Origin of the sequence: Reyranella sp. (genome assembly GCF_050185545.1) — a bacterium.
Taxonomy (GTDB): Bacteria; Pseudomonadota; Alphaproteobacteria; order Reyranellales; family Reyranellaceae; genus Reyranella.
Window position 1 is genome coordinate 1 of the sequence record NZ_JBFWZI010000186.1, and the last position, 13611, is coordinate 13611.

The following is a 13611-nucleotide window of genomic DNA, read 5'->3' on the forward strand; positions in this document are numbered from 1 at the left end:
GCGACCGCCAGCAGCGGGCAGGTCCTGCCGTTCCTGACCTCGATCAGCGGCCAGAACTATTCGGCCTTCTCCAACTCGATGGTGCAGGGCGCCCAGCTGTTCATGAACAACTTCGCCCTGCAGGTCGGCGGCGGCAGCGTCGGCCCGCGCGCCATTCGTGGAGGGGCTGGCCGGGTGGCGCTGGCCGAGGCCTGTGTCGTCGCCTGCCAGACCTTCACGCCGCCGACGTGGGGCGCCTGGGGCGGCGCGCTGGGCGGCACCGGCACGGTCGGCACCGGCGCCATCACCGGATCGACCACCTACAATGTCGGCGGCTTCGCGGCCGGTCTGGACCGGCTGCTCACCCCCAACTTCCTGGCCGGCGTCACGGTGGGCTACACGACCGGCAGGCAATGGGTCTCGGGCTTTTCCGGCCAGAGCAGCTCCGACACCTTCCAGGTCGGCCTCTACGGCAGCTTCTTCGAGGACGCGCTCTACCTCGACGGCATGGTGAGCTACGCCTACTCGAGCAACCAGATGTGGCGCAACATCGCCATCCCCAACCTGCAGCAGCGGACGGCGCAGGGCCTCACCGGAGCCAACCAGTTCTTCGGCCAGATCGAAGGCGGCTATCGCTTCACGCTGGGCGGCGCGGCGCTGGGGGCCACGGCGATGCCCTTCATCACGCCGTTCGCCCGCCTGCAGGGCTTCACCGGCACGCAGAACGCCTTCACCGAGACCGGTGCGCAGTCGCTCAACTTGAGCGTCGCGGCGCAGACCACCAACTCGCTGCGCTCGGTGATCGGCGTGCAGCTCGGCGGGTCGATGGATTTCGGCTGGCGCGACCGGCTGTACGCCCAGCTGCGGCTGGGGTGGAGCCACGAGTACGCCGACGTGACGCGGCCGGTGACGGCGTCGCTGGCCGGCGCGCCGAGCTTCCTGTTCACGACGTACAGCGCCACGCCGACGCGCGACGGCGCGGTGGTGGGCCTGCAGATGACGACGGAGGTCGCCCAGGCGTCGTCGATCTATCTCCGCTACGAGGGCAACATCGCCGGCCAGGACAGCACGCACGCGCTGACCGCCGGCCTGCGCATGACCTGGTGAGGGAATGCTTGTGAAAATGGGACCCGAGACGCGGCCTTTGGGTGCCTCCTATGAAAATCGGGGCGGGGACCGCGACCACGCTTTCACGGCATCGCAGCGCGCTCCTGTCGCATGAGATTGTCCCAGCCGCTGAGGGATGCGTTTTCTGGCTGACGAAAATGACGAAGTGCTCTCGGCGGCGAGTCGCGAGGGGTTATGCCGCCATATCGTCCTTGCAGATCGCACCGCCCTTCATGATCAGCTTCAGGTTCCTCTGCGGCTCGAGCAGCAGTCGGAGATCGGCGAGCGGATCGCCGTCGACAACCAGCAGGTCGGCGTGGGCGCCCGGGGCGATGGCGCCCAGCCGGCTCTTCTCCATCATCAGCTCGGCGTTGACCGCGGTCGCCGAGCGCAGGATCTCGGCCGGCGTGTCGAGCTCCAGGCGCAGCTCCAGCTCGCGCAGCTGGGATTGCTGCGCCTCGGGCCCCCACAGGTCGGTGCCCAGCCCGATCGGCACACCGTGCTTCTTCGCCCAGCGATAGACCTGCTTGCCGCGCGCAATCGTGCTCTCGAGGTTGTGCACGATGGCGGCGGGCAGGTGCGTCTCGCCGGCGCTCTCGACGCGCTGCACCAGGGAGATGAAGGTCGGCACGTAGAAGGCGCCGTGCCCGGCCATCATGGCGACGGTCTCCTCGCTCACGAAGTTGGCGTGCTCGATCGAGCGCACGCCGGCCGCGAGGCAGCGGCGCACGCCCTCGTCGGTGTAGACATGCGCCATCACGTAGGTGCCGCGCGCCTCGGCCTCCTCGACCACGGCCCGGAGCTCCTCGTTGGAGTACTCGTAGCGCGTGGCGTGGCCCTCGGCCGGGAACACCACGCCGCCCGAGGCGAACAGCTTGATCTGGGTGGCGCCTTTGCGCAGCTCCTCGCGCGCCGCCCGGCGCACGGCGTCGACGCCGTCGGCGATCGCCGACATGTTGGAGAACGGCCCGACATGGCCGCACGGATCGATCTCCTCGTCGGGCGTGCGGAAGTCGGCGCCGCCGCCGGTCTGGGTCAGCGCCTTGCCGGAATAGTAGAGTCGCGGACCTGCGATGTGGCCCTCGGCGAGCAGGCGCGCCGTGGCATGGTCGGCGCCGCCGGCCTCGCGGATGGTGGTGTAGCCGTCCATCAGGCAGTTGCGCAGGTAGTTGGCCGAGGCGATGGCGATCTCGGCCTGCGGATAGGCGATGTTCTTCGGCGTGAGCGACAGCCCGGTGATGTGGGCATGGGCATCGATCAGGCCCGGCATCAGCGTCCGCCCGTCGAGGTCGACGACCTGCGCATCGTCTACCGTGATCGCCTCCCGCGAGACGGCGGCGATGCGGCCGTCCTCGACCAGCACGCTGTAGCCCGGCTGCAGCCCGGCGAAGCCGTCGAGCAGGACTCGGGCGTTGGTGAACAGGGTGCGGCTCATGCAGTTCCTTCCTGCGGGCGTGGTCCGAACGCGAGCTTAAGGCCGCGGCCGGCCGGCGAGCCAGAGCGCAGGAAGGGGCGAACGCGCCCGACGACGTCTCGGGCGCCGGCGTGTCAGGCGGCCGGGGCGGCGGCCGCTGCCGGCGCCGATCCCGGCAGGGAAACGCCGGAGCGGCCGAGCGCATCCTGCAGGCGCTTTTCCTGCTCGGGCGAGAGCGAGGAGCGGATGACGCGGCCGCGGAAGCCGGCGAGCTCGGCCAGCACCTTGTCGGGCTGGACCTTGCGCACCAGCACGAACAGCGCCGACGTGCCGGGTTGCAGGGTCTGGCCCACCGAGCGGATGAAATCGTCGTCGATGCCGTAATCGGACAGCTTGCCCGAGAGCGCGCCCGCGCCGGCACCCAGCGTCGCGCCGGTGACGAAGCCCAGGATCGGATTGAGCAGCAGCAGGCCGAACAGCGATCCGATCATGCCGCCCCACAGGCCGCCGGTGGCGGCCCCCGCGCCGATCAGGTTCACGCTCTGCTTGATCCGCACCTTGCCATCGGCGTCGCGGATGGCGACGACGGCGTCCTCGAGGTCGACGAGATACTCCTTCTGCAGGCGGGTGAGCTCGTTCAGCACCCGGTCCGCGTCGAGGACATTGTCGAAGCCGACGACCACCAACTCTGCCATGACGACCTCCATCCCTGGAAATTCCTGCGGCACGGCAGGGGCAACGGCGACGGCGGACACTCGTTGCGGTTCGGTCGCGGACCGTGCAGGCTAACCGCGGGATCAGTATGACCGACACCGACCCGGCTGCCTTGCAGAAGGCCTTTGCGCTCCATCAGAAGGGCGACTTCCCGGCAGCGGAGCGGCTCTACCAGGCGGTACTCCAGGCAACGCCCGGCAACTTCGATGCGCTGCACCTGCTCGGCGTCCTGCATGCCCAGACCGGGCGCCTGGCGCGCGCCGCCGAGCTGCTCGGTGCGGCTGTCAGCGCGCGGCCGAACGAGGCTGCCGCGCAGTTCAATCTCGGCAGCACGCTGCGCCGCCTGGCGCGGCCGGCCGAGGCACTCGAATGCTTCGACACGGCGATCGCGCTCGACGCGCGCTACGCCGATGCCCATTTCGGCCGGGCCAACGCTCTCGGCGAGCTCGGCCGGCCGGCCGACGCCCTGGCAGGCTACGATCGCGTGATCGCGCTGAAGCCCGATCATGCCGACGCGCTCAAGCGCCGGGCGACGACCTTGCAGGCGCTCGGCCGCCCGGCGGAGGCACTGGGCAGCGTGGACCGTGTCCTGGCCCTGAAAGGCGGGCGCGCCGACCTGTACCGCCTGCGCGGCATGCTGCTCGCCGACCTGCAGCGTCCGCAGGAGGCGTTGCAAAGCTACGACCAGGCAGTGGCGCTCGATCCGCACGACGGCGAATCGTTCAGCAACCGGGGCAACCTCCTGCGCGACCTCGGCCACCTCGATGAATCGCTGGCGAGCCACGACCGCGCCGTCGCCGCACGGCCGGATCGCGCCGAGCTTCTGAGCAATCGCGGCGTGACCCTGGCGGCGCTCGCGCGCTTCAAGGAGGCGCTCGCCGACTACGATCGCGCCTTGTCGATCCAGCCCGACTTCGCCGCGGCGCACGTCAATCGCGGCGCCGCCCTGCGCCAGATGGAACGCCTCGACGAGGCGCTGGCGAGCTACGACCGCGCGATCGCGCTGGCGCCGACGCTGGCCGCCGCGCACGACAATCGCGGTGTCGTCCTGCGCCATCTCGATCGGCTGGACGAAGCGCTCGCCAGCCACGACGCGGCGATCGCGCTCGCCCCCGACTATGCCGAGGCCCACAGCAATCGCGGCGTGACGCTGCAGGAACTGCAGCGCTTCGACGAGGCCTTGGCGGGCTACGAACGCGCCCTGGCGCTGCGACCCGACGAGCGGGAGGCGGGCTGGAACAAGGCGCAGCTCCTGCTGCTTCGCGGCGACTACGCGCGCGGCTGGCCGCTCTACGAGCAGCGGCGGCGCAAGCCCGAGTTTCCGTCGGTCGGCGATCCGGCGGTGCCCCTGTGGCGCTCCGACGTGTCTCTGGCGGGCAAGGCTGTCCTCGTTCACTGGGAGCAGGGGCTGGGCGACACGATTCAATTTTGCCGCTACCTCCCGTTGCTGCGCGCGCAGGCTGGGCGGATCCTGTTCGCGCCGCAGCGGCCGCTGATGGGCCTGATGCGCGGCCTCGGCGCGGACATCGAGATCGTCGACCCGGCCGATCCGCCGGCGCCCTACGAGCTGAGGCTTCCGCTCATCAGCCTGCCGCTGGTCCTGGGAGCGACGACGATCCCGGCGGAGGTGCCCTATCTTCGCGCCGAGCCGGATCGGGTCGAGCGCTGGCGCCGGCGTCTCGCCGGCGCGGGCCTGCGCGTCGGCGTGTGCTGGCAGGGCAACAGGAGCGCGATCGATCGCGGGCGGTCCTTCCCGCTGGCCGAGCTGGAGGGGTTGTCGCAGGTGCCCGGCGTCCGGCTGATCAGCCTGCAGAAGGGCGATGGCGCCGCCCAGCTGGACGACCTGCCGCACGCCCTGCGAATCGAGACTCTGGGGGAGGATTTCGACTGCGGCCCTGACGCCTTCCTCGACAGCGCCGCGGTCCTGACGCTGTGCGACCTGGTCGTCACCTCCGATACCGCGATTGCGCACCTGGCGGGCGCGCTGGGGGTCAGGGCCTGGGTGGCGCTGAAGGCGGTGCCGGACTGGCGCTGGCTGCTCGGGCGGCGCGACAGCCCGTGGTACCCGACGCTGCGGCTGTTCCGGCAGGACTCGCCTGGCGAATGGGGCCCGGTGTTCCGCGAGATCGCGGCCGAGCTGAAGGGCCTCGTCGGCTCGATGCGCCCGCCCATAGAAACTCCCAAAGTCCCGATCTCGTGGGGCGAGGTGATCGACAAGATCACCATCTTGGAAATCAAGGTCGAGCGCCTCAAGGACGAGCAAGCTCGTGCCAACGTGGCGCACGAGCTGGAATTGCTCACGGGCATCGCCGCTCCGCATCTCGTCGTGTCATCCGATCTCCAAGCGAAGAAGACGACTCTGCGCACCGTCAACGAGACGCTGTGGGACGTCGAGGATGCGCTGCGGCGGATGGAGGCGGCGGGACGGTTCGACGACCGGTTTGTCGCCCTCGCTCGCTCGGTCTATCGCCAGAACGATCAGCGGGCGGCGATCAAGCGCCAGATCAACGAGCTTCTCTCGTCCGAGATCGTCGAGGAGAAGAGCTACGAGCCCTATTGACGGCCGAAGGACTGCCGAGGGCGTTGATCGTCGAGGGGAGGAAGGTCCGCCTCCCATCAAGGCCCGGCCGGTCAAGTGCTTGTCCGCATTGCTTTTTTTGCTCCATGCCGGCTGCGTCCAATTGACCAGTGTTGCGCGCAGGACTCCACAAAATAATTGTGGTAATTTTTCGCAAAAGTGACATAGGCGTCAATTTTCGCTGAAGCGCAACGGGACGACGCCGACGAGGAGGATCCGTGACCACCCAAAGGCTCTATCAGCTGCCTGTCGACATCACCCAGTGGCACTTCGACGGCCAGACCGAGGTTTTGTTCAACTGGGAATACGACGACGGTTCGGCCGACCTCCTGGGCCTTTACGAGAAGGGCAAGAAGCAGCAGTGGGACGCGTCGAGCCGGATCGACTGGAAGCAGGAGCTGTTCGAGGACAACCCGATGGGCATGGCCGACGAGTCCATCCCGATCTACGGCTCGCCGATATGGGCGCGGCTCACGGAGAAGGAGAAGAGCTGGCTGCGCTTCAACCTGCAGTGTCACACGATCTGTCAGTTCATGCACGGCGAGCAGGGTGCGCTGATCGCGACCGCCAAGATCGTCAGCACCGTGCCGGACATGAACGCCAAGTTCTATGCCGCCACCCAGGTGATGGACGAGGCGCGCCATGTCGAGGCCTACAAGCGGCTGATTCACGAGAAGTTCAAGGCTGCCTACCCGATCACTCCCTCGCTGAAGAACCTGCTCGAGCAGACGCTCGGCGACCGGCGCTGGGACATGACCTATCTCGGCATGCAGGTGATGATCGAGGGGCTGGCGCTGGCCGCCTTCCAGCGCATCCGCGACAGCGCCAGGAACAACCTCGCCGCCTCGATCAACGCCTACGTGATGCAGGACGAGGCACGCCACGTCACGTTCGGCCGCATGGCGTTGCGCGAATACTATCCGCACCTGTCTGATCACGAGCGGGCCGAGCGCGAAGAGTTCGCCGTCGAGGCGCTCTACTTCATGCGCGACCGCTTCAACCAGGCCGAGGTCTGGGAGCGCTCCGGCCTGCCGGTCGACGAGCTCGTCAAGTACGCCTACGAATCGGGCGCCATGCAGGCCTTCCGCACGCGGCTGTTCACCCGCATCGTGCCGATCCTGAAGGAGATCGGCCTGTTCGGACCCAAGGTGCAGAAGGCGCTGGGCGACATGGGCGTGATGGAATACGCCAAGATCGACGTCGAGAAGCTGATCGGCAACGACATGAAGGTCGCCGAGGATTTCGACGCCAGGAAGTTCGTCGACAAGGCCATCGCACCGGTCGCGGCGTAGGGCGTCGCCGCCGGCCCGGGCGACTGCCGTGAGCTTTGCCATCGACGGCGACGCCGCGTTCTTCTACAAGCGCAGCCGGCCCGTGACGTCGATTAGCGACCGAGATCGCGACCCGGACGAGGCCGCCGAGCGCGACGCGGGGCCGACGTCGCCCCAACGCGAGTCGGTATGCAACCGGAGTTCCCTTGGCAGGCTGGCGTCGCTGCCAATTCACCGTCGCAAGAGCGTGCCGCCGGCATCTTCTTCCGGCCGCCGGGTTCGGCCGGTGACGCTTCGGCCGCGACGTCGGCCGTGTTCCAGGTCATGGTGCCGCACGAGCCGAAGTCCCGAGGCGCGCGCGCCAAACTCGCTGCAACAGTCGCTGCAATCGTCACTGCCATCTTCGCCTGCTGCCTGGCATTCGCCCTGACTGCGATTGCCCGGCAAGGCGCCGGCGACGCCCGGCCGGGCATCGAGGCGACGGTCGGGCAGCTTGCGGCGGAACTGTCGACGGTCTGTCCGCTCGCCGATCCCGGCGATCGACAGGCATTCGATGCCTGCCGTCAGGCGCTGTTCCGCGACTCGCTGGTGCGGCGGAGCGTCGACACGATCCTGCTGTGGGGCCGCCCCCATCCGAGGCCGGGAGAGAGCCTGAAAGCCACGACGCTCACCGAGCTCGCACCTGAGGTGTGGGCCGGCCTCTATGCGCCCCTGTTCATGTTCGACGGCAGCTGGCATCTCGAGCACGACGACAGCGAAGTCCTGTACCGGGCCCGTCTCGGCGCCCTGTTCCGCAATGCCCTCGACCCCGGCCAGTATCCCTATCCGTTCTGGCACGATGCCAGGAAGTGGAACGATTACCAGGCGGCCAACACCGTGATCCTCTGGATCTCGCCCACCTCGGGCAAGATCGTGGCGGGCCAGTTCACCAACGACGGGCGGCAGCGTCCAGGGTTGCGCAGCGAGCCGGTCCGGCCGCCGCCATTCGACGGGCAGTGGATGTGGACCGACGCGACCGGCGCGACACAACCGGCGCCGACGCTGTTCCGCGGCCTGTTCTCCGATCGCAATCCGCATCTGCGGGATCTCGAGACGCGATACCACGCATTGGCCAACGCCATGCGCAAGGGCCATTGCAACGACTGCCACGTCCCGGCGAATCCCAGCCGCATGAGCCGCCTGGTGCTGTTGCAGACGCCCGTCCATGCCGCATCGGAGATCAAGCGGCTGATGAAGGCGGTGCGCGACAACGACATGCCGGTCGACGACACGATGCTCGACAGGGAGATCGATGCCGACAGCAAGGAGACTCTGCTGCAGCGCGGCGCGGCGTTCGAGGCGCTGATCGATGCCGCGCGTGCCTGGGAGGAGGCGCAGCGCCCGCCGCGCTGATCGATGTCAACTCTGCGTCGACAGTCGCGATGGCGATCGCATCGACTGCGCGCGAGCGTGATCGCATGGGCTGCGCCGGTCTAATCGGCTCCGCACTGTGCAGGTCGGTGTCAGCCTCGCTTCACGGCGTAGAGATCCCAGGTCCCGTCGAGCCCCTTGAGCGCGCGGGGGCCGCGCGGGTCGAATGACAGGGCCGAGCCTGCGACAAGGTCGGTGAGGATGCGCGAGACGAGCACCTCGCCGGGCGCGGCCTCGGCCATTACGCGGGCGGCGACATGGACGGCGAGCCCACCGACATCCTCGTCGCGCAGCTCGATCTCGCCGGTGTGCAGGCCGGCGCGCACGGCAATGCCCAGATGCCTGACGCCGGCCGTCAGCGCCGCGGCACAACGAACGGCGCGTGCCGGGCCATCGAACGTCGCCAGCACGCCATCGCCGGTGCTTTTCACGAAACGTCCCCGATGCTGCTCGACCGCCCGGCGTGCCACCCTGTCGTGCTCGTCCAGGGTACGTCGCCAGGCGGTATCGCCCATCTCGGCCAGGCGCCGGGTCGAGTCGACGATGTCGGTGAACATCACGGTGGCGAGCACGCGCTCGACTTCTGCCTGCGGCAGGTCGCGGTGCCCCGTCAGGAACTCCTCGATGTCGCCGCACATCGGCTCTGGATCGGCGCCGGAGAACATCGCATGGTCGCCGCTGTCGTACTCGATATAGCGGGCACCGGGAATGTGCTCGGCCAGGAAACGGCCGTTGGCGACCGGAATGGCCCGGTCGGTCTTGCGATGCAGCACCAGAGTCGGCACGCGAATCTGCGACAGCACGGCGCGTATGTCGATCCGAAGGTTGGTTTCGATCATCGCCTTGAAGGTGCCGGGGCTCGCGATCAGGCGTTCTCCCTTTGCCCACAAGCGTTGCAGGTCCGGGTTCTTGTTGTGGCTGTGGGCGAAGGACTTGATCGAAAGTCCCGTGCCCCAGAACGTCGCCATCTGCGCCAACACCTCGGCATCGTGCATCAGCGAGTAGTCCGCGCTGTTGGCGAACCGGGCGAACCCGCCGTACAGGACGAGATGCGAAACCCTTTCCGGCCAAGTGGCGGCGAACAGCGCACACATAGACGCGCCTTCGGAGCTGCCGAGCAAGGCCGCCTTCGACAGGCTTGTCTCATCCATGACCGCCCGGAGGTCGTCCATGCGCTCGTCGAGGGACGGCACGCCGGTGATGCGATCGGACAGCCCCTGGCCGCGCTTGTCGAAGACGACGACCTGGGCGAACGACGCCAGGCGTTGCATGAACCGCGCGTAGCCCGGCAACTCGTGGAAGAACTCGACGTGCGAGACCATGCCGGGCGCGATGACCAGCCCGAGCGGCCCGTCGCCCATCACCTGGTAGGCGATGCTGACGTCGCCCGCACGGGCAAACCTCGTTTCGGGGGTCTGCTCGCCGGGCCGCGCGATCGTGTTCATGGCCGGCCCCGTGATGGTTGGCACCGAATCTCGCGATTCATTCTAAGGGCATGGAAGGCCAAGGCGCCAGAGCGCGACGCCCGGCCGCTCGATGTCGCGCAGAAACGAACCCGCAGCGGCTCGCGGCGCCAGGGCCTCGCGCACGCGATGCGTTCAATCTAGGCGAAGTCTGGCCTCGCCCGCGACAGCATGTCGTCGAGCAGGGCCCGCGGGCGGCTGCGATCGAAGAGGCGGGTGTGCAGCATCTGCTTGTTGCGCGCCGCCGAGGTCAGATAGAAGCGCTCGTAGAGGAAGCCGCGGCCGGCGAGGGTCGAGCCGACGAAATCCCAGGCCAGGCGGAACACCGCCGCCCGCTCGTCGGCGGGAACGCCGTCGGCGCCGCCCAGCATCTCGTCGATCAGCGGCCGCAGCGCAGGATCGTCGAGCTGGGCGCGGCTCGGCGTCGTCAGCAGGTTGTGGCTGCCGATCAGCGTGATGATCTCCGCCACCCGCGGCATCCAGACGGGCAGCATCGCCCGCATCGGCTCGAGCGCCGCGCCGTTGGGGAACCATATGCCGTCCGCCCGCTCGCGGGCCTGCTCCAGCGACAGCTCGACCGCGTTCGCGGTCATGCGCACGTAGCAGGCCATCTCGCCCAGCATCTCGGTCGTGGCCGGCGAATGGTCGCCGATCAGCTCGGCCATGCGCGTGGCGAGGCCATAGGCGAACTCGAGCTTGGTGAGGGCGCGGATGGTCGACTGGGTGACCATGCTGGTGGCGTAGCCGGTGTCCCGCATCGAGTTGTAGATCTCGACATCGCCGTCGATGAACACGCGGTCCCACGGCACCACCACGTCGTCGAAGATGCAGAAGGCATCCTGCTCGTCGAAGCGTGACGACAGTGGCTTGTCGAACGGGTCCGCGCCGGGCGCCGACGCCGAATCGCGACACAGGAACTTGAGGCCCGGCGTGTCGAGGGGAATGGCGAAGGCCAGCGCATAGTCGGTCGCGCCGGATGGGATGGGCATTCCCGGATACACCGTCTGCTCGTCGGCATAGGGCGCCAGGGTGGCGAGCACGCGCGCCCCGCGGACGATGATGCCGTCGGCCGTCTCGCCGACCTTCCGGATGGTGACCTTGTTGCCCAGGATCCGGCTGTCGGTGCGCTTGTCGGTGGTCGGCTGGATGATCGTATGGGTGAGCGCGATGTCGGCCTCGGCGAGGTGGCGCTGGAACCTCACCAAATTCTCGGCGCCGCGCGCGTTGCGTCCGTCGGCGCCGGCCCAGACGCGGGGCGCCGAGGCGAAGGCGGCGAACTTCATGTTCATGTAGTCGGGCGTGCGGCCCATGATGCCCATGGAGCCCTCCGACAGCCGCACCAGGCCGGCATGACGCTGCCGCAGCTCGTCCCGCGAGCGCGGCATCATGTGGCTGACGTTGGTCGGCTGTCCGCTCTTCGGATCCGTATAGAGGCACTCGGCGGCATAGGCGTGCTGGCGGTCGAACATCGCGGCCAGGCTCTCGGCGCCGCCGCGAAGCCTGGGATGGCCGGTGACGTCGTCTATCCTCTCGCCGTCGACCCAGATCTCCCGCTTCGTCCTGCGCAGCCCCTCGAGAAACTGCGATCCCGTGCGCGCCCCCATGCCGTTCCTCCGCGTCGCTTGCTTTGTGTAGTGACCGATACATAATGGTATGATCACTACAGGATGGATCGGCAAGGTCAAAATGACCAAGGGGACGATGACCGAGCGACGGAAGCAGGCCGGCCGGCGCGCCGTGGGCGGCAAGGCGGCTGCCGCCGGGCGACAACCGAGAAGGCGCGGCGCCGAATCGCGGCTGCGCATCCTCGAGGCGACCTTCGCGCTGGCGCACGAGCTCGGCTACCAGGGCACGTCGATCTCCAAGGTGGTCGAGCGCTCGGGCCTGCCGGCGAGCTCCGTCTACTGGCACTTCGCCGACAAGGACGCGTTGTTCGCGGCGATGATCCATCACAGCTTCGAGCAGTGGGCGGCCAGCCTGCCGAGATGGTCGGCGACCGCCGGCACCGTCTCGCGCCGCGACGAGCTGGCCCGGCGCATCCGCTCGGCGATCGCGAGCATCGCCTCGAGCCCCGAGTTCTGGCGGCTCGGCCTGGTGCTGTCCCTGCAGCGCCAGCCGGGCGAGCTGCAGGCGCGCCGGCTGTTCAAGCAGATCCGCCGGCGCGTGATCGCCAGCATGGCCGAATTCTGGCGACAGGCGCTGCTGCGCCGTCCCGGACGACGTTCGGGCGACCTGCCCGAGATGCTGGCCCGCATCACCATGGCGACCGCCGACGGCCTGTTCGTGTCGGCCCAGATCGACAGCGAGCGGGACCACGAACGCCTGGCCGACCTCCTCGCCGACATGCTGGAGTCGGCGGCCGTCCGGCTCTCCTGACGGCATCCGGTGCGCGGCTCGGATCCCTCCCCCGTAATCGGGGAGGTGCCCCGTCACATACGGGGCGGAGGGGGAAAGCCACACTCGAGATGTCTCCGAGTCCGACGCCGGAATCTCTTGAATCTCGTCTGCAGCCTTCCCCTCCGCCCCCTTCGGGGGCATTTCCCCCGTAGGACGGGGAGGATTTGAGTTGTGCCCACCATTGAGCCGGTGCGCCGGGTTGGCTAGAAGCGGCAGGCCCGCCTGCACTCCCGCTTCCAACCCGGTACCGTCATTTGCTGCAGCGTCCTGTTCCCCAGCGTGTCGAGTTCGGTCGCGTCTCGGTCTTCCTCGGCGACAAGAACGGCAAATATCCCGACGGCAACCAGGTGATAGTCGAGGGCACCGACACGCTGGCTGCGTTCGATACGCCGATCGTCGCCAACCATATCGGCCCTGGGTTCGATGCGACCGAACTGGTCGTGTTGGGGCACGTGCACGAGGACCACATGGCCGGCCTGCACCGCCTGCCCAAGGCGGCCGTTCACGTGCACGAGCGCGACCTGGCGGCGGCGCAGAGCTGGGCGGGGCTCGCCGCCTCCTACGGCAGCAGCGAGGCGCGCCTGCCGGCGATGCTCGCCAGGTTCCAGCGCGACTTCTTCTACGCGCCGCGCCCCGATGCGATCGCCTACCGCGACGGCGCGGTATGGGAGCTGGGCGGCGGCTTGCGCGTGAGCGCCATCCACATGCCGGGCCACACCGCCGGCCACTGCGTTCTGCTGGTCGAGCCCGAGGGCGTGGCCTTCATCGGCGATATCGATCTCACCGGCTTCGGCCCCTACTATGGCGACGCCACCTCCAACCTCGGCGACTTCCGGCGCACGCTGCAGCGCCTGCCGGAGATTCCGGCGCGGGTGTGGGTGACCTCGCACCACCGTGGCGTCTACACCGACCGTGATCGATTCCTGCACGACCTGGCGGCGTTCGCGGGCAAGATAGACGAGCGCGAGCAGCGCCTGCTGGGATGGCTCGCGGCCGCACCGCAAACGCCGGAGCAACTGGTGGCCCGACGCCTGCTCTATCCGCCGCACATCCAGGAGCTCTGGGTCGACGACGCCGAAAGGCGCACGATTGCGCAGCACCTCGACGAACTGCTGGTCGACGGCCGCGTGCAGGTTGATGGAGAGGGCCTTTACCGACTGGCGTGATCGCCCGCTGGGAGCGCGCCACTCCGATGGCGCTCATGGGATGTGTTATCATCAAGAAGAGCGCCATCTTGGCGGAGACTACTCCGCCACCAGCTGCGCGCTCATAGGCGCC

The 13611-nt window shown here is 68.5% G+C and carries 10 protein-coding genes; 6 read left to right on the forward strand and 4 right to left on the reverse strand.

The features are described 5' to 3' along the window. The coding region (locus AB7O82_RS31265) for an autotransporter outer membrane beta-barrel domain-containing protein (RefSeq protein WP_428621076.1) at window positions 1–1086 on the forward strand (1086 nt) is incomplete at its 5' end. Between the two features lie 193 nt (window positions 1087–1279). Here the strand turns inward: AB7O82_RS31265 and AB7O82_RS31270 are convergent. Then, the gene (locus tag AB7O82_RS31270) at window positions 1280–2521 is read right to left on the reverse strand and encodes an amidohydrolase family protein (RefSeq protein ID WP_428555543.1); all 1242 of its coding nucleotides are present in this window, start codon (window positions 2519–2521) and stop codon (window positions 1280–1282) included. Window positions 2522–2634: 113 nt separating this feature from the next. Then, window positions 2635–3195, reverse strand: coding sequence for a DUF1269 domain-containing protein (locus AB7O82_RS31275; protein ID WP_428555541.1), 561 nt, complete (start codon window positions 3193–3195; stop codon window positions 2635–2637). A gap of 107 nt (window positions 3196–3302) precedes the next feature. Here AB7O82_RS31275 and AB7O82_RS31280 point away from each other — a divergent pair, with 107 nt between their 5' ends. From AB7O82_RS31280 to AB7O82_RS31290, 3 genes are all read left to right on the forward strand, one after another. Further along, window positions 3303–5774, forward strand: a complete 2472-nt coding sequence (locus AB7O82_RS31280) for a DUF6165 family protein (RefSeq protein WP_428621077.1) — start codon at window positions 3303–3305, stop codon at window positions 5772–5774. A 236-nt stretch (window positions 5775–6010) separates the two neighbouring features. Continuing rightward, window positions 6011–7084, forward strand: coding sequence for a ferritin-like domain-containing protein (locus AB7O82_RS31285; protein WP_428553519.1), 1074 nt, complete (start codon window positions 6011–6013; stop codon window positions 7082–7084). A 168-nt stretch (window positions 7085–7252) separates the two neighbouring features. After that, the gene (locus tag AB7O82_RS31290; RefSeq protein WP_428621079.1) at window positions 7253–8455 is read left to right on the forward strand and encodes a hypothetical protein; all 1203 of its coding nucleotides are present in this window, start codon (window positions 7253–7255) and stop codon (window positions 8453–8455) included. Window positions 8456–8565: 110 nt separating this feature from the next. Here AB7O82_RS31290 and AB7O82_RS31295 read toward each other — a convergent pair whose 3' ends face one another. Further along, complete coding sequence (locus tag AB7O82_RS31295; protein ID WP_428553513.1) at window positions 8566–9942, reverse strand: adenylate/guanylate cyclase domain-containing protein; 1377 nt, start codon at window positions 9940–9942, stop codon at window positions 8566–8568. Window positions 9943–10076: 134 nt separating this feature from the next. Continuing rightward, window positions 10077–11540 carry a 4-hydroxyphenylacetate 3-hydroxylase family protein gene (locus AB7O82_RS31300; protein ID WP_428553510.1) on the reverse strand — a complete coding sequence of 488 codons (1464 nt, stop codon included), beginning with the start codon at window positions 11538–11540 and terminating at the stop codon, window positions 10077–10079. An 82-nt stretch (window positions 11541–11622) separates the two neighbouring features. Between AB7O82_RS31300 and AB7O82_RS31305 the strand changes: the two genes are divergently transcribed. Continuing rightward, window positions 11623–12312: a TetR/AcrR family transcriptional regulator gene (locus tag AB7O82_RS31305; RefSeq protein ID WP_428553507.1), complete on the forward strand. Its 690-nt coding sequence runs from the start codon at window positions 11623–11625 to the stop codon at window positions 12310–12312. A gap of 275 nt (window positions 12313–12587) precedes the next feature. Further along, complete coding sequence (locus tag AB7O82_RS31310; RefSeq protein WP_428553505.1) at window positions 12588–13499, forward strand: MBL fold metallo-hydrolase; 912 nt, start codon at window positions 12588–12590, stop codon at window positions 13497–13499. Window positions 13500–13611 lie beyond the last annotated feature (112 nt).